The organism is Streptosporangium album (assembly GCF_014203795.1).
GTDB classification, from domain to species: Bacteria; Actinomycetota; Actinomycetes; order Streptosporangiales; family Streptosporangiaceae; genus Streptosporangium; species Streptosporangium album.
Genome location: NZ_JACHJU010000002.1, coordinates 603070 through 623036, shown reverse-complemented (window position 1 = coordinate 623036; position 19967 = coordinate 603070). Strand labels below are relative to the sequence as shown.

At 69.7% G+C, this 19967-nt stretch carries 18 protein-coding genes; 8 read left to right on the top strand and 10 right to left on the bottom strand.

All coding sequences use genetic code 11. The features are described from left to right. Position 1: 1 nt before the first annotated feature. Together FHR32_RS26605 and FHR32_RS26600 are read right to left on the bottom strand one after the other, a co-directional pair. Positions 2-580, bottom strand: coding sequence for a copper resistance CopC family protein (locus FHR32_RS26605; protein WP_184757279.1), 579 nt, complete (start codon positions 578-580; stop codon positions 2-4). Between the two features lie 54 nt (positions 581-634). After that, positions 635-1927 (bottom strand): helix-turn-helix domain-containing protein, encoded by a 1293-nt coding sequence (locus FHR32_RS26600; RefSeq protein WP_184757842.1) that lies wholly within the window; start codon positions 1925-1927, stop codon positions 635-637. 1106 nt (positions 1928-3033) lie between these two features. Between FHR32_RS26600 and FHR32_RS26595 the strand changes: the two genes are divergently transcribed. Together FHR32_RS26595 and FHR32_RS26590 are read left to right on the top strand one after the other, a co-directional pair. Then, positions 3034-3849, top strand: coding sequence for an HARBI1 family protein (locus FHR32_RS26595; RefSeq protein WP_184757841.1), 816 nt, complete (start codon positions 3034-3036; stop codon positions 3847-3849). A 167-nt stretch (positions 3850-4016) separates the two neighbouring features. Beyond that, positions 4017-4655 carry an AfsR/SARP family transcriptional regulator gene (locus FHR32_RS26590; protein ID WP_184757278.1) on the top strand — a complete coding sequence of 213 codons (639 nt, stop codon included), beginning with the start codon at positions 4017-4019 and terminating at the stop codon, positions 4653-4655. Here the strand turns inward: FHR32_RS26590 and FHR32_RS26585 are convergent. Beyond that, the gene (locus FHR32_RS26585) at positions 4562-6067 is read right to left on the bottom strand and encodes a PucR family transcriptional regulator (RefSeq protein WP_184757277.1); all 1506 of its coding nucleotides are present in this window, start codon (positions 6065-6067) and stop codon (positions 4562-4564) included. The genes FHR32_RS26590 and FHR32_RS26585 overlap by 94 nt on opposite strands. Before the next feature lie 92 nt (positions 6068-6159). On the opposite strand from FHR32_RS26585, the gene FHR32_RS26580 reads away from it, so the two are divergent. Further along, positions 6160-8439, top strand: a complete 2280-nt coding sequence (locus FHR32_RS26580; protein WP_376773393.1) for a xanthine dehydrogenase family protein molybdopterin-binding subunit — start codon at positions 6160-6162, stop codon at positions 8437-8439. A 34-nt stretch (positions 8440-8473) separates the two neighbouring features. Beyond that, on the top strand, positions 8474-9850 hold the full coding sequence (locus tag FHR32_RS26575; protein WP_184757276.1) for an NCS2 family permease: 1377 nt from the start codon (positions 8474-8476) through the stop codon (positions 9848-9850). An 82-nt stretch (positions 9851-9932) separates the two neighbouring features. On the opposite strand, the gene FHR32_RS26570 is transcribed toward FHR32_RS26575, so the two are convergent. Further along, positions 9933-10082 carry a DUF4267 domain-containing protein gene (locus FHR32_RS26570; protein WP_312882710.1) on the bottom strand — a complete coding sequence of 50 codons (150 nt, stop codon included), beginning with the start codon at positions 10080-10082 and terminating at the stop codon, positions 9933-9935. A 109-nt stretch (positions 10083-10191) separates the two neighbouring features. Next, the gene (locus FHR32_RS43125; protein ID WP_221466221.1) at positions 10192-11076 is read right to left on the bottom strand and encodes an excalibur calcium-binding domain-containing protein; all 885 of its coding nucleotides are present in this window, start codon (positions 11074-11076) and stop codon (positions 10192-10194) included. Positions 11077-11534: 458 nt separating this feature from the next. On the opposite strand from FHR32_RS43125, the gene ald reads away from it, so the two are divergent. Continuing rightward, positions 11535-12650, top strand: a complete 1116-nt coding sequence (gene ald / locus FHR32_RS26560) for an alanine dehydrogenase (protein WP_184757275.1) — start codon at positions 11535-11537, stop codon at positions 12648-12650. An 84-nt stretch (positions 12651-12734) separates the two neighbouring features. Here the strand turns inward: ald and FHR32_RS26555 are convergent, their stop codons facing one another. Further along, positions 12735-13445, bottom strand: a complete 711-nt coding sequence (locus FHR32_RS26555) for a thioredoxin-like domain-containing protein (protein WP_184757274.1) — start codon at positions 13443-13445, stop codon at positions 12735-12737. A gap of 164 nt (positions 13446-13609) precedes the next feature. On the opposite strand from FHR32_RS26555, the gene FHR32_RS26550 reads away from it, so the two are divergent. Together FHR32_RS26550 and FHR32_RS26545 are read left to right on the top strand one after the other, a co-directional pair. Next, on the top strand, positions 13610-14218 hold the full coding sequence (locus FHR32_RS26550; protein WP_312882709.1) for a DUF305 domain-containing protein: 609 nt from the start codon (positions 13610-13612) through the stop codon (positions 14216-14218). 93 nt (positions 14219-14311) lie between these two features. Then, on the top strand, positions 14312-14611 hold the full coding sequence (locus tag FHR32_RS26545; RefSeq protein ID WP_184757272.1) for a DUF3467 domain-containing protein: 300 nt from the start codon (positions 14312-14314) through the stop codon (positions 14609-14611). 22 nt (positions 14612-14633) lie between these two features. Here the strand turns inward: FHR32_RS26545 and FHR32_RS26540 are convergent, their stop codons facing one another. The 4 genes from FHR32_RS26540 to FHR32_RS26525 all read right to left on the bottom strand — a co-directional run bounded on the left by FHR32_RS26540 (position 14634) and on the right by FHR32_RS26525 (position 18864). Next, positions 14634-14945 (bottom strand): tryptophan--tRNA ligase, encoded by a 312-nt coding sequence (locus FHR32_RS26540; protein ID WP_184757271.1) that lies wholly within the window; start codon positions 14943-14945, stop codon positions 14634-14636. Between the two features lie 87 nt (positions 14946-15032). Then, positions 15033-16091 carry a threonine aldolase family protein gene (locus tag FHR32_RS26535; RefSeq protein WP_184757270.1) on the bottom strand — a complete coding sequence of 353 codons (1059 nt, stop codon included), beginning with the start codon at positions 16089-16091 and terminating at the stop codon, positions 15033-15035. Between the two features lie 65 nt (positions 16092-16156). After that, positions 16157-16798, bottom strand: coding sequence for an SDR family NAD(P)-dependent oxidoreductase (locus tag FHR32_RS26530; RefSeq protein ID WP_184757269.1), 642 nt, complete (start codon positions 16796-16798; stop codon positions 16157-16159). Further along, the gene (locus tag FHR32_RS26525; protein WP_184757268.1) at positions 16795-18864 is read right to left on the bottom strand and encodes a DUF6421 family protein; all 2070 of its coding nucleotides are present in this window, start codon (positions 18862-18864) and stop codon (positions 16795-16797) included. Before FHR32_RS26525 ends, FHR32_RS26530 begins: the two co-directional genes overlap by 4 nt. Before the next feature lie 361 nt (positions 18865-19225). Here FHR32_RS26525 and FHR32_RS26520 point away from each other — a divergent pair, with 361 nt between their 5' ends. Beyond that, on the top strand, positions 19226-19942 hold the full coding sequence (locus tag FHR32_RS26520) for a poly-gamma-glutamate hydrolase family protein (protein ID WP_184757267.1): 717 nt from the start codon (positions 19226-19228) through the stop codon (positions 19940-19942). Positions 19943-19967: the final 25 nt, after the last annotated feature.

The following is a 19967-nucleotide window of genomic DNA, read 5'->3' as shown; positions in this document are numbered from 1 at the left end:
CTCACGGCTGCTTCTTTTTCCTCATGCTGAAGAACAGGCCGATGCCGACACCGAGCAGGCCGCCGACGACGAGCCACGCCCAGCCGGGCACGCCGCCACCGGAGGTCTCGGACTGGTCCTGTGCCTGGGCGACAGGGGCCGGGGCGGCCGTGGCCGTGAGCGTGGCGCTCTCGGCGGGCACCACGGAGGCGGACTCCGACGGGGACGGGGACTCCTGGCCGACGAGAGTGAAGGGGATCTCCCCCTCGATCGGGTGGCCGTCGGAGGACACCACCCGGTAGGCGATGACGTATTCGCCGGGCGGCAGGTCGTCCTTGAGCTTCTGGATGACCACCGGGCCGTCGACGACGGGCTTGCCGTCCTGGTGGGCGGCGTTGTCCTTGGTGTGCACGACGACGTTTGGGAACCGCACCGTGGCGCTGAACGTCAGCTTCACCTGCTTCAGGCCCTCGACCTTGGCGCCTTTGGCAGGGGTGCTGCTTTTGAGCGTGTCGTGGGCGAGGGCGGGTGAGGCGAAGGCCGTGCCGAGGACGAGGACGGCGAGAAGCGCGAGAACGACCGCGACTGGGGAAGTCTTCATGGCACCTCCAAGGCTACCGACGCCCTAACGCGGTCCTGACCTCCCCGTCCCGGTCTACAGCCCCACGCAGGCCAGCGCCCGTTGGTAGGCGTCCACGCTCCGGGCCGGCTCGTCGATCCGCTCCAGGACCTGGGCGGCGGACAGCCACATGTGAGCGGTCTGCCTGGTGGGCGGCGCCTGATCGAGGAGTTCGGTCACCGCCGTGAGCTCGCGGGAGGCCTCTTCGGACCGGTCGAGCACGGCCATCGCCTCACCGGCCAGCAGGTGAGCCTCGGTCTGCAGGTCCTTCGGCATGTCCTCGACCATGGTGAGAACGCTCTGGATGTGCTCCCTGGCCCTCTCGGGATGGTCGAGCAACAGCTCGGCGCGGGTCAACTGGTGTGCGCACCTCATCTTGAGCATCGCACTGGTGGAGCTCTCCTGCAGCTCCCCCTCCAGACGCGTCAGCATGTCACGGCATATCGCGGCCTCTGCCGGCCTCGCGATCAGCCGGATCTGCGTGTGGTCGACACGGAGTTTGGCCACGCCACGTGGTTCGCCGTTCTCCGAGTAGATGGCGAGAGCCCTGTCCGCGAGCGCAACGGCGTCGTCAGGCCGACCTGTTTCGACGGCGACGATCGCCTCGGCCCAGAGGGCGAGGACGGCGGCTCGTGGGGTGCCGACCAGCTCGGCGGCGGCGAGCAGTTCGACGCCGAACTGGTGCGCCCTGAGTAGATCTCCACGCTGGGCGTAGGCGGCCAGCAGAGCCGTGCCGAGCTCGATCAGCCCTTCGCTCCAGACAGGGCGGACGGCTCCCCCGAGGATGTCCTCCGCGATCTGCACGGCGCGGCTCAGCTCGCTGCGCTCGCGGTAGCAGCGCGTGAGCGCGACGGCGACGCTGACATGGCGTTCGGGAGCCATGGCCGCCGACGCATGCTGCCTCAGCCCGTTGAAGAGGGTGATGGCCTCGTCCAGATCGCCGCAGGCCTCAGTCGCCATCGCAAGGCCGTACTCCGCGTCCTGTCTCACCTGGGGCAGACCCACGAGACCGCTGTCGTCGAGCAGCTCGGCATACCGCGCACGCGCCTCGGCCACCTCGCCGTTGTCCAGGGCGAGCTGAGCGTAGCGCAGACCGATCTCGATCTCCTCCATCTGCTCAGCCGTCACACCGTTGACGAGATAGGTGAGGGAGCAGTCAAGCTTCTCGGCCAGGAGTTCCAGGACCGCGGGCGTCGGCGTGCGCTTACCACTCTCGATGAGGGAGACGTAACTATCAGACAATTCCGGATGAGCGAGCTGCGCTTGGGAAAACCCGCGCTGACGGCGGACAGCCTTGATACGCTGCCCGACCAAGTCTTGACCGATCACGTTACCCCTTGAAAAATATCGCTTGAGCAGCAGCACCCAGGACAGGAGTCTCCCCCATGCGTCAACGCCTCACTTTGTCCGCCCTCGCCGTGCTCATCGCGGCCACATTTGCCGTCACCGGTAATGCTACGACCCTCACTGCCGATCCGTCTGCCCCTGCGGCCACCATGACGGGCACCTGGGAATGGCCCGGCTAAGCGGGCGCCCTCTGTCTCCATGTGGTGGGAGGTCAATCTGAGGGGTCGCGGCTCTCTGCTCCGGTCGGAGCAGGATAGAGACCGGCCACTCGGCTCCTGAACACACAGACGCTCTGCGCGAGCCCCACGGCGTCGGCCTGGCGTGAAACGCGTAGAGCGTCTTAGGGGGCGTCGGCACACCTTCCAGATCCATGACAGGCGGAAGGGGTCGTGCCCCACCCCCTCGCCGATCGACACGGAATCGATATGGCTCCACAGAATCACATTTCACCATTCCCCACGAGATCAGGGCGCGGCACGGTTAGCGTTCTTACCAGTTAAATGCGGCAATTCGATCGATCCGATCACGCCAACAGTCTGGCCACCATTGGTGGCACGTCATGAAGGCAAGGCGCCCGACGCCCTCGGTCGATCACCCTCCGGACCACGCGGGCACGGGGTCGCCGGCTCGGTGAATTCATACGCACCTCGGCGGAGGGCTCGGTCACGTTCGCAGAGAACGCCGCCGTGCGTTCAGAATGAGCCAGTGCTCCGCCGTGTCCGCCTCGCGTTTTCGGAGGGGCGTGTCGACTCCTCCCTCACCAGGCTCAGAGCGTCTCAACTGGCCGGCGTCCAGCACCCGGAGTCTCCGTCCAGACAGACGGACGCAGGACCCCTCTCCGGCATAAGCGAGCAGCCGGACTCGGATACACCCCCACACCGCGGTGCTCGGCGACTTCTGACATGAACATTGAGACGTTGTCAGCAACGGTCGATGACCGTGTGTAGCCGATCACGGCGGGCGTGGGAGTGATCAAGTAGAGAAAAGCGTGAAGCCCCTGGTAGGGGTGGGTCTTGTCGAAGGATCCACCGCACCGCACACAAGGGCTTCACGTGACCTCCAGTATCACCTACACAGCCGAGTTGGACATGCCGCGCGAGGTTGTGCTGTTTCTGGCCGGGCTGTTGCGCGCCGAGCGGGTACGGCGCCGCACCCGCGCGGGCACTCGGGCGCTGGGCGAGTTCAAGCAGGCCGTTCTGATCATCCGCTGGCTGGTGGACGGCGCTCGGATCGCCCGGCCGGCCGCCGATAACGCCATCTCGCACGCGACCTGTGATCGGTACGTCGAAGAAGGGGTCACCGTATTGAAGGCCCAGGCGCCGACGCTACAGGAGGCGCTCACGGCGGCGAAGGCCGCCGGCTACACCCACCTGCATCTGGATGGCACGCTGATCGAAACCGACCGCTGCCGCGCCCTGGGCCCGAACGGCGCCGACCTGTGGTGGAGTGGAAAACACAAGCAGCACGGCGGCAACATTCAGGTCCTGTCCAGCCCCGGCGGCGACCCGCTGTGGACTTCTGAGGTACGGCCCGGCCGTGAACACGATCTCACCTGTGCCCGCCTGCACGGCCTCCTCGACCCGCTGGCCAAGGCCGCCGAGGACGGGCTGATCACGTTGGCCGACCTCGGCTACGTCGATGCGGGTATGGGGTTTCGCCTGCCGTACAAGAGGTCTCGGGGTGGCACACTCACCGACGATCAGATCCAGTACAACAAGGTCCACGGTGCGCTCCGAGCCCTCGCCGAACGAGCGAACGCCCAGCTCAAGATGCGGTTCAAGGCACTGCGGAACGTCAGCAAGTGCCCTTGGAAGATCGGCGGTATCGTCGCCGCGGCGCTCGTCCTCTTCCACCGGGAGCAAGCTCACAAGCAGCTGTCACCCAGCGTGAACGCCGGTTGCTGACAATGACTCATTGAATATGGCAGAATGAAAATACACTATAAATACATTACAAGCCCCGCGAAGACCGACTCCGGCGACTTGAGCCGAGAACTGAACATCATTAGCCTGAAAGGACTATCGGAAAGCACTTGAGGCGGCTTGGGTGCACTGGCATTGGGACTCACCACGTGACCTTTCTGGTGCTCGGCAAGCTGGGAATCCGCAACGTCGACGGCGTGACCGTCCCCATCCGTCGCCTTAAACATCGTCAGCTTCCGGCGGCGCTCCTCCTGGGAGCCGGCACTCCCGTCTCCAACCGTCATCTGCGGGGCAGGCGCGCTTCTTGGAACGGTGATCTGGACACCGCGCACCATCACTTCGAACAGGCGCTGGGCCTGTGGCGGGGTGAGCCTCTCCTGGACGAGAGGGGAACTCCGGCTCTCGACGACGCCGCGGCCCGCCTCTCCGAGGAGTATCTCGCCGTGCTGGAGGAACTCTCGGAGATCCAGTTCAGCCTGGGCAGATACAGGGAGGCCGTATCCGGCCTGCGCGCGGCGACCGACGCGAATCCATTACGCGAACGGCTCTGGGGACAGCTGATGCTGGGCCTATCTGGAGCGGGCTTTCGCGACCGCCGAGGCGACGGGAGACCAGACATTGGAGAAGCCGCTGGCGGAGGAGAGGGAAACCCTCCTGTCCGCGCACGGCAGACCTCTCACGGCACCGGACAGGGTCACGATCCCCTGAGGGCCAGGAACAGGTCGACCCGGTCGGTCATCGTGGACAGGTCCCGGCCGGTGAGCTCCTCCACCCGGCGGATGCGGTAGCGGACCGTGTTGACGTGCACGTGCAGGCGCTCGGCGCAGGCGTTCCATGAGCCCACGCAGTCGAGGAACGTGCCGAGCGTGCGCACGAGATCGGAGCCGTGCCGCCGGTCGTAGTCGAACAGCGGGTCCAGCATCCTGGCCGCGAAGGAGCGCCGTACATCGTCGGGGACGGTGGCCAGCAGCAGCGCGTGCGTGTAGATCTCGTCGCTGGTCACGACAGCCCCGCCCCGCGCCTCGGCCAGCCGTCGCGCGTGGCCCGCCTCCTCGGCGCCTCCCCGGATCGCGGACGGGCCGGTCAGCGCGGCGCTCAGCCCGACCGACACCCGGATGCCCGGCAGCCCCGCCGTCAGCGCCCGCGCACCGGTCCGCAACCTCGCGGCCAGCTCGCCCGCCGTACCGGACAGCGGCACCAGCGCCACCGCCCCGTCGGCGCCCGCCGCGGCCACCACCCGCGGGCGCAGCAGCTCCTCCAGGACCTGCCCGCCGAGCCGCGCCGGGTCCGGTCCCCGGGTCGCCCCCGGCCAGGCGACGGTCACGTTGACCACGGAGTATGGTTCGGCCGGGCCGATCCCGCAGGTCCGCAGCCCGGCGCTGAGCTCGGCCGGATCGCCACCCGCCGAGCAGGCCAGCGCGATCAGCTGTTCGGCGAGACGGCGCTCGACCCGCCGGCCCTCCTCCATCCGGGTCCGCTCCAGGGCGACGCAGGCCGCCAGCTCGAAGCCGAGGTCGACCTCGCCGAGCAGGTCGCCGCCGCAGACCAGGGCCCAGCCGGCGGCGCGGTGCTCGCGGCCCACGCCGAAGAGCGTGAAGGTCCCCGAAGGGGCGCGGACCGCGTGCGGCAGCCGGGGCGCGGTCAGATACTCGTGCGCCAGCCGTACGGCGTCGGCCTGGCCGAGGGTTCCGGCGATCACCGCGCCGGTGGCCGAGACGACCGCGCCGGTCATCCCGAGCTCGGTGTCCATCAGCGCGAACAGCTCCGGCAGGCCGGCGCCCTCGGCGACCGCCGCGACGATCCTGCGGTGGCGGCCGAGGGCGTCGCGCAGCTCGGCGTGCCGGGGGGTGACCATCTCCGCGACCGTCCGGAAGGAGACCTCGACGGGCACCGCCAGCAGCGGCAGGCCGTGCGCGCGGCAGGCCTGAACGAGGTCCTCGGGCACCGCGCCGAGCCAGGCGCTGCCGGCGCCGAGCGCGGCCACCCCCGCCTCGGCCAGGCGGCCGACGAACCGTTCGGAGTCCTCGGGGCCGTTGCGCCACATGAGCCCGGACAGCACCAGCTCCCCGCCCGACAGGTAGCGTCCGGGGTCGGGCAGGTCGGTGATCTGCACACCGGTGAAGCCGCGGTCCAGGTGCTCCTCACCGGCGAGCAGGGTGAGCCCGAGCTCCTCGATCCCGACCAGGTCACGTATCCGCATGATTGGATAAAACTACAAGACCCGTCAACGGCCCCGTCCCGTGTTTCGTCACGTCTGCCATGGTCACCCCTGACCTGGGCTGATGTACTGCAGTGGTGAGCGGCACAGAGACTCGCCAGAGCCAGAGCCCGACCGAGAGCCCGGCCCGGGGTCCCGGCCCGGTCCGGACCCAGAGCCCGGCTCGGAGCCGGGGCGTCGGCGAGAGCGTGCCGCGCCCCGACGGGACGCTGAAGGTGACGGGCGAATTCGCCTACTCCTCCGATCTCTACCTCGCGGACATGATCTGGGGGGTGACCCTGCGCAGCCCGCACCCGTCTGCCTGGATCCGCTCCGTCGACATCGGTCCCGCGCTGGCCATGCCGGGCGTGCTGGCGGTGCTCACCCACGAGGACGTGCCGGGTGAGAAGTTCTACGGTTTGGAACACCGGGACCAGCCGGTGCTGGCCATCGACCAGGTCCGCTACCAGGGGGAGCCGGTGGCGCTGGTGGCCGCCGACCATCCGGAGCGGGCCAGGCGGGCGGCCGAGGCGATCGTCGTGGAGTACGAGGTCCGCGAGGCGGTCGTCGACCCGCGCCGGGCCGCCTTCGACCCCTCCTGCCCGGCGGTCCACGAGAGCGGCAACGTGCTGCGCCACCAGCCGGTGCGGGTCGGCTCACACTTCACCGCCCCCGTGGTGGTCGCCCGGGAGTACGAGGTGGGCATGCAGGACCAGGCCTTCCTCGGCCCGGAGTCCGGCCTGGCCGTACCGGCCGAGGACGGCGGGGTGGACCTGTTCGTCGCCACCCAGTGGCTGCACGTGGACCGCGACCAGATCGCGCCCTGCCTCGGGCTGGAGCCGGAGCGGGTACGGCTGTCGCTGGCCGGGGTCGGCGGCGCGTTCGGCGCCCGTGAGGACCTGTCCATGCAGGTGCACGCGTGCATGCTGGCACTGCGCACCGGTCGCCCCGTGAAGATCGTCTACGGCCGGGAGGAGTCGTTCTTCGGGCATGTGCACCGGCATCCGGCCCGGATGCGTTACGAGCACGGCGCGACCGCGGACGGCAGGCTGGTCTACGTGAAAGCGGAGATCCTGCTCGACGGCGGCGCCTACTGCTCCTCCTCCCTCGCCGTGGTGGGCAACGCCGCCTCGCTCGGGGTGGGGCCGTACGAGGTGGACAACGTCCGGATCGACGCCTACGGCGTCTACACCAACAACCCGCCCTGCGGGGCGATGCGCGGCTTCGGGGCCGTGCAGGCCTGCTACGCCTACGAGTCGCAGATGGACGCGCTGGCCGAGGCGTGCGGCATCTCCCCGGTCGAGGTCCGCGTCCGCAACGCGGTCTCCCAGGGCTCCAGACTGGCCACCGGCCAGGTGATCGACACTCCCGCGCCGCTGGCCGACATGCTCCGCGAGCTGGAGGCCATGCCGTTGCCCGAGGCCGGCGGCACGGGCCTGCTGGACATGCCCGGCGGCGTGTCGCAGACCACCCACGGCGAGGGGGTGCGGCGGGGCGTCGGGTACGGCGTGGGCATCAAGAACATCTGCTTCTCCGAGGGCTTCGACGACTACTCCACCGCCCGGGTCAGGGTCGAGTTGCTCGGCGGCGAGCCGCACGTTCTCGTGCACACCGCCGCGGCGGAGGTCGGCCAGGGCCTGGTGACGCTCCAGGAGCAGATCGCCCGCACCGAACTGGGCATCGACCGGGTGACGGTCGCCCAGGCCGACACCGCCGTGGGCTCGGCCGGGTCCTCGTCCGCGTCCCGCCAGTCCTACGTCACCGGCGGTGCGGTCAAGGCCGCGTGCGAGGCCGTCCGGAAGCGGCTGGACGACCTGCGGGCCGGCGGCTCGACGCTGGAGGAGGCGCTGGAGCAGGGCGGTGCCGTCGAGGAGACCCGGGAGTACCGGCACCGGCCGACCTTCCCGCTGGACCCGGTCACCGGGCAGGGCGACTCCCACACCCAGCTCGCGCTGTGCGTGCACCGCGCCGTGGTCGACGTGGACACCGAGCTCGGCCTGGTCAAGGTGGTGGAGCTGGCGGCCGTACAGGACGTGGGGAAGATCATGAACCTGCAGGCGCTGGAGGGGCAGATCCACGGCGGATCCGCGCAGGGGCTGGGGCTGGCGCTGATGGAGGAGATCCAGGTCACGGAGGGGCGGGTGCTCAACCCCTCCTTCACCGACTATCTGATCCCCACCATTCTCGACATGCCGCCCATGCGGGTGTCGATCCTGGAGAACCCCGACCCGCACGCCCCTTACGGCCTGCGCGGCGCGGGTGAGCCCCCCACGCTGTCGTCCACCCCGGCCGTGGCCGCCGCCGTACGGGCCGCCACCGGCCTGCCCCTGTCCCGCGTGCCCATCCGTCCCCATGACATCGCGCTGAACGGGTAGGAACGGCTCATCCCCCGCGCCTTGAGAGGGGATCATGGATCGGTTCTTCGAGCTCACCGCACGCGGGTCGAGTGTCGGCCAGGAGGTCAGGGGAGGTCTGACCACGTTCATGGCCATGGCCTACATCATCCTGCTGAACCCGATCATCCTGGGCGGGGCCGCCGACGTCACCGGCGCGAAGCTGTCGATCCCGCAGCTCACCACGTCGACCATCATCGCCGCTGCCGTGAGCACGATCCTGATCGGGCTGGTCGGCAACGCCCCGTTCGGCGTCGCCGCGGGACTGGGGCTGAACGCGGTGGTCGCCTACCAGGCCGCACCGCACATGACCTGGGCGCAGGCGATGGGACTGGTCGTGCTGGAGGGACTGGTGATCGTGCTGCTGGCGGTCTCCGGGGCGCGCCGGCTCATCATGAACGCCATACCGCTCGCGCTGAAGCACGCGATCAGTGTGGGGATCGGGATGTTCATCACGCTGATCGGGCTGGTGGACGCCGGGTTCGTCGCCAAGGGGACGGGGACGCCCGTACAGCTCGGCGCCACCGGGCACCTGACGGGCTGGCCGGTGGCGGTGTTCTGCTTCGGCCTGCTGCTGGTGATCGTGCTGTCCGTGCGCAAGATCCGGGGCGCCATCCTGATCGGCATCGTGGTCACCGCCGTACTGGCGATCGCGGTCAACTCGCTCGCGACGATCAACCCGGCGAGCTGGGGTGTCGTGGTGCCCAGGGTGCCGGAGGCGGTGGTGTCGCTGCCGGACGCCGGGCTGGTCGGCCGGGTGGACCTGTTCGGCGGCTTCTCCCGCGCGGGAGTGGTGACCGCGACGGTCGTGCTGTTCACGCTGGTGCTGTCGGGGTTCTTCGACGCGATGGGCACGATCATCGGGGTGAGCGACGAGGCGGGCCTGGTGGACGCCGAGGGCCGGGTGCCCCGGCTGGGGGCCATCCTGACCGTCGACGGCGTGGCCGGGGCGATCGGCGGGTTCTCCAGCGCCTCGGCCAACACGGTCTTCGTCGAGTCGGCGGCCGGTGTCGGCGAGGGGGCCAGGACCGGCCTGGCCGCCGTGGTCACCGGCACCATGTTCGTACTGACCCTGTTCTTCACCCCGCTGGCGGCGGTCGTCCCCGCCGCCGCCGCGGCTCCCGCCCTGGTGCTGGTGGGCGCGCTGATGATGACGCAGGCCAGGAACGTGCCCTGGGAGGACCTGACGCTGGCCGTCCCCGCGTTCCTGACGATCGCCCTGATGCCGTTCACCTACAGCATCACCAACGGCGTCGGTGCCGGTGTGGTCGCCTACACGGTCATCCAGGCGGCGACCGGCCAGGCCCGGGGCATCCCGCTGCTGCTCTGGGTGGTCACGCTGGTCTTCGCGGCGTACTTCGCCATCGAGGGCATCCGGGGACTGTTCGTCTAGGGACATCCGGCCCGATCAGTGACATCTGCACGGCTCCCTGCCGCCAGGACGATCGATTCTGTTCATGGACGGGCTCCGGCCTTCAGCTGGCGAAGAGGAGGGCGGCGCTGATGAGCACGGCCACGGCGGTGGCGAAGTGGATGCCGAAGGCCACGGCCTTGGTGCCGCCGTGGCGCAGGACGATGACGGTGTCGCCGAGGGCAACGAGGGCGACGACCAGCACGAGCAGCACGAGCAGCGGCTGGCGCTCCTGATCGGGCGGTTCTCGGACTGACTCCGGGGATCGCCCGGGCCGCGCTCACCGCCCGGGCGTTTCCCGCGCCGTCACCCCCGGACCCTCTTTACGACAGCCCGCCGGTCTCGCAGGCCACGCCGTCCCCGTCCGCGTCGGTGTACCAGTAGTACTCCTCGTGGACGCCCCGGGTGTAGGGGCCCCCGTAACCGTCGGCGATCGCCGCCTTGCAGCTGGGATAGCGCGGGTCGGGCTCGCGCCCGCCGGACGTGGTGCTGCCCGACGAGGTGGCCCGTGGACCCCCCGTCACGGAGGTGGTGGCGCGGGCGCCGGAGGACACGGTGGTGGCCTGCGGGGTCGTCGTCGCAGTGGTCACGGCGGCCGGCGGGGTCGTCGTGGGCGTGGGGGTGGGAGTGGTCGCGGTCGAGGGGTCCGAGCTGGGCGGGGTCACGGGCAGGTCGGAGGCCGGGGAGGAGACCGACTGGCTCGGCTGGGGCTGTCCGGTGGCCGGCGGAGCGGTGCCCGCGGGTCCGCCCAGCCGTACGACCATGGCGGCCGCCTGCTCCTTGGTGAAGGATCCCGCGATGCTGAGGCTGTCCTCGGTGATCACCTGGGCGACGAGGGGGGCCGCCACCACCTTCTCCCCCGCGACGATCGCGAGCTGCTGCTTGACCGCCTCCTGGGTCAGGTCGTTGATCTGGTCGCGGAAGGCGGAGGCGAACGCGATCCTGACCGAGTAGGCGCCTCCTTTGTCCTGGACCGTCTCGATCTTCCGCACGGCGTTCACGCTGACTCCGGCGGCAAGGGTGTAGCAGGTCTGTCCCGCGTCGTCGGGCACGCCCTCGGGGGTCGTGCAGGCGCCGGCCTGCGAGCCGATCACCGGGGCGAAATGGATGGGGACACGCAGGCGCTGGGGAGGGGGTGCGCCGAGCGGCACACCGGGGTCCCTGGTCATGAGCACCGCGAGGGTGCCGAGCACACCGGTGGTCAGCACGACGACGACCAGGGCGACGATCAGTATGACGGTGGTGACCCGGCTCGCCCGGGGATCCCCCGGCGCGCCGCCACCGGGATCGGTGCCCGGTCTGCCCGGTCCCTGCGGGCCTCGCGGCCCCGAGGGAGGGCCGGCAGGTGGGGGGTCATGGGGCCCGGACGGCCCGGAGGGGGGGACCCGAGGCCCAGGTGGAGGTCCCTGTGGCACGGGTGGGTCTCCCGGACCCGAGTGCGTCTCCATCGTCATATGCCTGCATCCCTCACATCTGGCTCGCGGGTGAGCCTACCGATCACCGAAAGGGGCCGGTAACCAGCCGGACGGGCCGGCTGTGCGGGCCGGGTTCTACGGCGCTTGACGAAATGTCAGCAATTTTTGTGAATTCCTTCCATCGTGCGCATGGTGGCCCCCTTCCCGGGGACGCAGAGTGAAGAAGATACAGGCGCAATCCTGGAGGAGCCGTGAAGATCGCAGTTCCCCGCGAGGTCAAGAGCCACGAGTATCGCGTGGCCCTCACTCCCGCCGGAGCGCACGAGTTCATCCGGCACGGCCACCGGGTCTTCGTCGAGAAGAACGCCGGCGCCGGATCCTCGATCACCGACGCCGACTTCCAGAGCGTGGGCGCGACCATCCTGGAGTCGGCGGACGAGGTGTGGGCCGAGGGCGACCTGGTGCTGAAGGTGAAGGAACCGGTCGCCGAGGAGTACCACCGGATGCGCAAGGGACAGGTGCTCTTCACCTACCTGCACCTGGCCGCGTCCGAGCTGTGCACCCGGGCCATGCTCGAATCCGGCGTCACCGGAATCGCCTACGAGACCGTGCAGAGCGAGAACGGCTCGCTGCCGCTGCTGGCTCCGATGTCGGAGGTGGCCGGACGGCTCGCCCCGCAGGTGGGGGCCTACCACCTGATGCGGCCCGAAGGCGGGCGGGGCGTGCTCATGGGCGGGGTGTCGGGCGTGCACGCGGCCAACGTGGTCGTGATCGGCGCCGGGGTGTCCGGTATGAACGCCGCGGTCATCGCGCTCGGCATGCAGGCCGAGGTGGTGCTGCTGGACCGCAACATCGACCGGCTCCGCCAGGCCGACCTCGTCTACCAGGGCCACTGCCAGACGGTCGCCTCGAACAGCTACGAGGTCGAGCGCGCGGTCCTGGCCGCCGACCTGGTGATCGGCGCGGTGCTGATCCCCGGTGCGAGGGCCCCCAAATTGGTGAGCAACGAGCTGGTCTCGCGGATGAGGCCCGGCTCGGTCCTGGTCGACATCTCCATCGACCAGGGAGGCTGCTTCGAGGACTCCCGGCCGACCACCCATGACGCGCCCACCTACCGGGTGCACAACTCGATCTTCTACTGCGTGGCCAACATGCCGGGCGCGGTCCCGCACACCTCGACGTACGCGCTGACCAACGTGACCCTGCCCTACGCGCTGGCGATCGCCGACCTGGGCTGGCGCGAGGCGCTGCGCGGCGACCCCGCGCTGGCCGGGGGCCTGAACACGCATGAGGGGCACCTGACCAACCTGCCCGTGGCCGAGGCTCACGGACTGGAGGCGGTGCCCCTGGAGCGGGCGCTGGACTGAAGGGCGCCCCTGCCGGGTAGGGCCCGCGCCGGGGTGCGGGCCCTACCGGATGCGCACACCGTGGGGGATTCGCATCCGGCGAGGTCAGGAGCTCGGGGAGGAGCTGGGCGAGGGGGTCGCGGACGGGTCCGTGGACGGGTCCGCGCTCGGAGCGGCCGTCGGGGTGGCCGTCGGGATCGGGGCCTCCGCGGTGGTGGTGTCCACGCCTCCGGTGCAGGGCGAGCCGAGCTCGGGGGTCTCTGTGCTGTTGTTCCTGTACTTGGCGATGTACCTGGGCAGGCGCGGGTCGTCGGCGCGGTCCAGCTTGAGCTGCTTGTTCCAGGAGCTGGCAACGATCTTGGCGGGCAGCCCCGGGTACGGGCTCAGCAGCATGTACTCCTTGGAGGACAGCTCCTTCAGCTTGTCCACCTGGTCCTTGGGCAGGTCCGGCTGGTAGGTGATCCAGACGGCGCCGTGCTCCATCGCGTGGACGGCGTTCTCGTTGTTGACCGGCTGGTCGTAGATGCCGCAGTTCTGCCAGGCCGGGTTGTGCTCGCCCCCCATCGGGGGGTTCTCCTTGTAGCTCACCTTGGTCTGGATGTGCATGCTGCCCGGATATTTGGCGCTGGTAACGGCGTCCAGCGAGCCGACTGCCCGCTCGTTGACCAGGTAGAAGCCGACGATCCCGACGAGCAGGACGATGACGGCGCCACCGGCGCCCCACATCAGGAACGCGGTCCGGCGTTCCTTGCGCTTCTGCTCCTGGCGCATCCGGGCGAGATGTTCCCGTCTCGCCTGCGCCTTTTTCTCCGTCATCGACCCTCCAGCCGGGAACCAATTTCGGGTCACACTATGCCCTACTGGTGTGTGTGGAGAATAAGGCAAACACAACGGGTGATAGAGCAACGATTCCTGACAGTGGGTACTCTGGGCAGGCGATGGAAACGCCTCCCCAAGCCAATGCGACCCCAAGGCGCCGCGTGGCGCTCGGCCTGCTGCTCGGATGCCTGGCCGTGGCGGCCGTCCTGCTGCTGATCATCGGCAGGACCACGGCCCCGACCGACGCCTCCGCCGAGGCGGGATTCTCCCGCGACATGGCCGTCCACCACGCCCAGGCCGTCGAGATGTCCTTCATCGCCAGAGACGGCAGCAAGGACGAGGGGCTGCGGCGGCTCGCCTACGACATCATCGTCACGCAGACCGCCCAGCGCGGCATGTTCATGGGCTGGCTGCAGCAGTGGGGGCTGGACCAGTTCGGCGAGCGGCCGGCGATGGCGTGGATGGCCGGCCACGGCCACGGCGGGACGGCCCCGGCCTCCGCCGCGATGCCTGGGATGGCCGGCCAGGAGGAGCTCAAAAGGCTCCGCGAGGCCACCGGCAAGGACCAGGAGGTCCTCTTCCTGCAGCTCATGATCCGCCACCACGAGGGCGGCGTGCAGATGGCCCAGGCTCTGCTGAAACTGTCGGACCGCGACGAGGTGGCCACCATGGCCCGGCACATCGTCGAAGGTCAGGCGAGTGAGATCAATCTGATGACCGACATGCTGAGGCAGCGCGGCGCCCAACCGCTGCCTTCCATCCTTAAATGACGTCGACCTTGAATGGCGTCGGCGCGTCCTTGCGCGGCCGGTTTCCGGCCAGGGCAGCATGGAGCCAACCTGGTCGGAGGAGACGGAAACATCATGGTGAACGACGAGCCGGAGAACCGCCTGGAGGTGAGCATCTCCGCCGAGGTGGAAGCGGGACAGTACGCCAACTTCGCCTCCGTCTGGCACACCGAGGACGGCTTCGTCCTGGACTTCGCAGTGATCACCAGACCTCCCCAGCTCGCCAACGACCCCTCCTCCGGGCAGCACTTCGTCAGCGTGCCGACCCGGATCGTCAGCCGGATCCGGATCCCCCCGAGCCAGGTGTTCGAGCTGATGAAGGCCCTGGAACAGCAGCTCACCGCCTATGAGCAGGAGACGGGCCGCAAGAACTGACCCGGGGGATCACCCGGCCCCTTCAGGGCAGGCCGATCGCCTCACGGGCGGCGGCCATCACTCCGGCGCCGCGCTCGACAGCTCGCGCGGCGCCGGCGTCCAGCAGCCGCGACAGCTCGGCCGGGTCGGCCGACAGCTCCCGGTAGCGCTCCTGGATCGGCCGCAGCGTCTCCACCACGGCTTCGGCCGCCTCCCGCTTGAGCGCGCCGTACGTCTCGTGGGTGAGCGACTCGACCGGCCGCCCGGAACAGGCTGCGAGGACGGTGAGCAGGTTGGAGACGCCGGGCTTGTCCTCCGGGCCGTGCCCGGAAACGGAGAACGGCCGCCGGTTCACGGCGGCCGTCTGGTTGCGCAGTCGAGGCTGGCTAGCGGGTCCGCCGATGGGCGGCCCGCCACAGACCCAGACTGTGCGTGCTCATGATCACGACCTTAGCTCCTCCGCCACCGCGAGGGCAAAGGCGTCCACATCTGCCTCGGTGGTGTCGAACGCGGTCATCCAGCGGACCTCGCCGGTGGCGACATTCCAGGTGTAGAAGCGGAAGCGCTTCTGCAGGCGCTCGGTCACCTCCGGCGGCAGGATCGCGAAGACCGCGTTGGCCTGCACCGGGCGCGGCACCTCGACGCCCGGGATCTCCCGGACGGCGGCGGCCAGCCGCCGGGCCATGGCGTTGGCGTTGCGGGCGTTGCGCAGCCACAGGTCGCCCGCGAGCAGCGCCTCGAACTGGACCGAGACGAACCGCATCTTGGAGGCGAGCTGCATCGCGGTCTTGCGCAGGTAGCGCAGACCGCGCACGGCCTCGGGGTTGAGCACCACGACGGCCTCGCCGAACATCAGCCCGGCCTTGGTGCCACCGAAGGAGAGCACGTCCACTCCCGCGTCCGTGGTGAACGCGCGCAGCGGCACGTCCAGCGCGGCGGCCGCGTTGGTGGCGCGGGCGCCGTCAAGGTGGACGAGCATGCCCAGCTCATGGGCGTGATCGCAGATCGCCCTGATCTCCTCCGGGGTGTAGAGCGTGCCCAGCTCGGTGGTCTGCGTGATCGAGACGACCTTGGGCTGGGCGCGGTGCTCGTCGCCGAAACCCCACGCCTGCCGGTCGATCAGCTCGGGGGTGAGCTTGCCGTCCGGGGTGGGGACGGGCAGCAGCTTGAGCCCCGCCGTCCGCTCCGGCGCCCCGCCCTCGTCGGTGTGGATGTGCGCCGACTCGGTGCAGACCACCGCCTCCCAGTGCGCGGTCATCGCGCGGAGCGCGACCACGTTGGCGCCGGTCCCGTTGAACACCGGCCAGACCTCGGCCGCCGGGCCGAAGTGCCTCCTGAAGACCTCCTGCAGCGCCTGCGTGTAGACGTCGTCGCCGTAGGCGATCTGGTGTCCCCCGTTGGCGAGCGCGATCGCCTGGAGGATCTCCGGGTGCACCCCGGCGTAGTTGTCACTGGCGAAACCCTTCACCAGCGGGTCGTGCCTGCGAATCGCGTCCGTCACTTCTTCCCCTCCGGAAGCGGCCCGGCCGCACGGGTGTACGGCCGGCCGCTGTTGTGCACGTGCCCTCACTCGCGGGTGAGGTCGATCCTGGTGCCGTTGGCGTCGGTGTCCCACAGACCCTCGATCGCGGCGGCGAGGTCGTCGACGTCGGTGAAGCCGGGGAACCTCCGTTCCGGGCTCGCCGTGCGCATGGCCTCGTTCACCAGCGCCTTGACCACCAGGACATTGGCCGTGGCGCCGGTGCCCTCCAGGGCGTCGGCGAAGGCCAGGGTCCAGGCCTCGGAGGCCGCCTTGGCGGTGCCGTAGGCCGCGCCGCCCTGGGTGGGGTGCTCGGCCGCCTTGGCAGAGACGATGGCGAACCGGCCCCGCTCGGCGGCCTTGAGCAGCGGCTCGAAGGCGAGCGTGACGTGCTGGAGGGTGCGGATGAGCAGGTCGTGCAGGAGGTCCCAGTCCTCCAGCCGGGTCTCGGCGAAGGTCTTGGAGCCGCGCCAGCCGCCGACCAGGTGGGCGATCCCGTCCAGGTGGCCGTGCTCGGCCTCGATGGCGCGGGCGAGCCCCTTCACGGCCTCGAAGTCGAGCAGGTCGACCGCCAGCGTCCCGCCGGCGCCGGACTTGTCGACCCCGATGACCGTGTGCCCCTTGTCGGTGAGACGGCGGACGACGGCCTGACCGGCGGGGCCGGCCGCACCGGCAACAAGGATGATCATGCTCGGATCCCCTTCGTGGAGTCGACGACATCGCTGAGCTTACGGCGCAGGGCCTCGTAGAACATGCTCAGGGGGAACTCGTCGGGCAGCACCGCGTCCACCACGGCCTTCGGGAATCCCTCGACGGGCAGCGCGTCCACGCCGCGGTTCCAGGCCGAGGCGGGGTGCGGCGCCACGTAGGCGGCGACGAGCTGGTGCGCGGCCAGCCAGTGGGCGAGCTTGGAGCGGTCGATGCCGTCGCGGTAAAGCTTCTCCACCTCGCCGCGCAGGTCCGCGACGCCGTCGGCGACCCGGTTCCAGTCGACGCTCAGCCGGTTGTCGGTCCACCGGACGACGTCGTTGCGGTGCAGGTAGGCGAAGAGAAGCTGCCCGCCGAGCCCGTCGTAGTTGCGGACCCGGTCACCGGTGATCGGGAAGCGGAAGAGCCGGTCGAAGAGGATCGCGATCTGGACGTAGCGGGCGTGCGGCACGCCCTCCTTCTCCAGCTTCACGGCCTCGCCGTACGCGGTCAGGTCGCAGCGGAGCTCCTCCAGGGAGTACAGCCAGTACGGCATGCGCTGCTTGATCATGAAGGGGTCGAAGGGCAGGTCGCCGTGGCTGTGGGTGCGGTCGTGGATCAGGTCCCAGAGCACGAAGGTGTCCTGCGCCAGCTCCTGCGACTCGATCAGCCGGGCCGCGTCCGGCGGCAGCGCCAGCTTGAGCGTCGCCGCGGCGGCCTCGCTCACCGCTCGGAACCGGGCGGCCTCACGGTCGGCGAAGATACCGCCCCAGGTGAAGCGGGGCGGGGTCTCGCGGACGGCGACGGTCTCGGGGAAGAGCACAGCGGAGTTGGTGTCGTAGCCGGAGGTGAAGTCCTCGAACGCGATCGGCACGAACATCGGGTTGTCGTAGCCGGAGCCCTCCAGCTCGGCCAGCCACTCGGGCCAGATCGTACGGATCCAGACGGCCTCGATGTGGCGGAAGGTGGTGCCGTTCTGGGTGTACATCGGGAAGACGACCAGGTGCTCCAGGCCGTCGATCCGCTGGGCGTCGGGGTGGAAGGCGTTGAGCGAGTCCAGGAAGTCGGGCACGCCCAGGCCCTGCTCGACCCACGTGCGGAAGTCGGCCACCACCGCGGCGAGGTAGGTCTCGTCGTGCGGGAATAGGGGCGCGAGCCGTTCGACGTGACCGACGATCTCGGAGACCAGCTCGGCCGCCCGCTCGCGGTCGCCCTCGATCGAGCCGTCCTTGGCCTGGAGCGGCTTGATCGCCTCCACGGCGTTCTTGAGCCCCAGGAAGGCCTCACGTGCCGCCGGCTCCCCGGTGGCCGCCGCCGGGACGGGGACGCGCGCGGCCCAGGTGACGAGGTTGCCCCAGAGCGCGGCGTGGTCGTAGTCGCCGATCGAGTCGTCGCCGAACAGGTCGGAGTCGGCGAGCACCACGACGCGGCCCCTGCCGTGCCGTACGGCCACCGCCAGCGGCCGGCCCGCGGGGTCGGCGGTGGGCGACGTCCGGAACAGGACGGTCGCGTCGGCGGGTGCGGTGAGGACTCCGGCGCGGTAGAAGCACGCGCGGCGGGCTCCCGCGAGGAGATCCTGGCCGTCGGCCTCGCCGGGAGAACCCAGGACCCAGGAGGCCACGCCGTTGTGGGCGCTCCTGGGGTCCTGGACGGTGGTGTGCTCGACGCCGACGCCGAAGCGGGCGAGCAGCTCGTCGAGGTTGCTGCCGTACTTCTCCTGCTCGCACTCGGCCAGCACGACCAGGCCGCCGCCACCGTCGACATGGGCCTCGATCGCGTCGAGCTCCTCAACGGGGAAGACCGGGCTGCCCAGGCCGGTGGTGCGCTCCCAGCGGCCGGCCGAGGGGTGGGCGATCACGAAGACGTCGTTGGGGCCCAGCAGCGCGGGAGTGATCGGGCCCTCGGTGTGGGTGGCCACCGTGTGGCCCAGGCGGCGCAGGATGTCGGCGGCGCGGACGTAGCCGTTGTCGTCGGGATGCCCGGGATTCATCGTCTCGGCCACGTCCCGCCGGATGGTCCACGACTCGCTGTGTGCCTCGTCGAACAGTACACGCGGGAAAGCTCTCACGATAAATCCTCCCTCAGATGAGACTCAATAACGGAAAATATACACAATCCATCCAAATATTGACATGTCCCTTACGGGCAAGCCGAGGCGGGAACGAAGGATCTTCTGCGGTCCCGGCCCCGGAGCAGCGCCCAACGGCCTCACCCGCCGTAACCGGTCACGGCGGGGATCCGCCCTCCCGCGGGTACGACCATGGCCCGGACGACGGGCACCGTCGGTGCGATCCGGCCGTACGGGGTACCGCCGGGGATACGGCCGGGCTCTCGCCGGCGGAGGCACCGACCGGGCCCCGGCACCTGAGCGTGGAGCTCCGATTAGGATTTTGGCCGACAACGTCCCAAGATCGTCTCAGGAGTGATCCGTGAAGAGAGCCCTGCTCGTCGCCGGAATCGCCGCCTGCCTGCTCGGCAGTGCGGCACCGGTGCAAGCGGCCGACAAGTATCGCGGTTACGCCGAGCTCGCGGCGCACGAGGTAGAGGGCAAGGACTACCGTCTCGTCCAGCGGTTTTCTCGCGGGACAAAAGTGGCGCACATCGCCATCCACGGCGGCGCCATCGAAGCCCCTACCACCCAGCTCGCGGACTACGTGGCGCAGGCCGGCAACCACACCTTCTACTCCTTCGAGGGCATCAAGCCCGCCGGCAACTCCGGTCTGCACCTCACCTCCACCCACTTCGACGAGCCGAAGGGGGTCAAACTGGTCGCTCGTAGTAGCTACACCATCTCCTGGCACGGCGCGTCCGGCGCCGATGCGACCACATACGTGGGCGGCCGCGACACCGCGTTGATCAGAACGGTCACCGCTGAACTACGCGCCGCCGGGTTCACGGTCGCCAACTCGGTACCCGAGGAGATAGGCGGGGACAGCTCACGCAACATCGTCAACAGAAACCTCAGGCACAAGGGCGTCCAACTCGAACTCTCCAAGGGCCAGCGCGAGCAGTTCTTCAAAGACGGGAGACTGGCCCGCTCCTGGATAGAGAACCCGGCCAACCGCACCGCGGCGTTCTACCGCTACACCGCGGCGGTCAACCGCGCTCTGGCCTCGACCCTCGCCCGATCCGGCCTTACTCGGTAAGCCGCAGAGCCCTTACATAAGAAAT

Excerpts from the sequence above, each read along its gene's own strand:
- FHR32_RS26575 (WP_184757276.1), top strand. The coding sequence starts at position 8,474 with ATGGATCGGTTCTTCGAGCTCACCGCACGCGGGTCGAGTGTCGGCCAG.
- FHR32_RS26595 (WP_184757841.1), top strand. The coding sequence starts at position 3,034 with ATGCCGCGCGAGGTTGTGCTGTTTCTGGCCGGGCTGTTGCGCGCCGAG.
- FHR32_RS26585 (WP_184757277.1), bottom strand. The coding sequence starts at position 6,067 with ATGCGGATACGTGACCTGGTCGGGATCGAGGAGCTCGGGCTCACCCTG.
- FHR32_RS26605 (WP_184757279.1), bottom strand. The coding sequence starts at position 580 with ATGAAGACTTCCCCAGTCGCGGTCGTTCTCGCGCTTCTCGCCGTCCTC.
- FHR32_RS26555 (WP_184757274.1), bottom strand. The coding sequence starts at position 13,445 with ATGACGGAGAAAAAGGCGCAGGCGAGACGGGAACATCTCGCCCGGATG.
- FHR32_RS26545 (WP_184757272.1), top strand. The coding sequence starts at position 14,312 with ATGGTGAACGACGAGCCGGAGAACCGCCTGGAGGTGAGCATCTCCGCC.
- FHR32_RS26530 (WP_184757269.1), bottom strand. The coding sequence starts at position 16,798 with ATGATCATCCTTGTTGCCGGTGCGGCCGGCCCCGCCGGTCAGGCCGTC.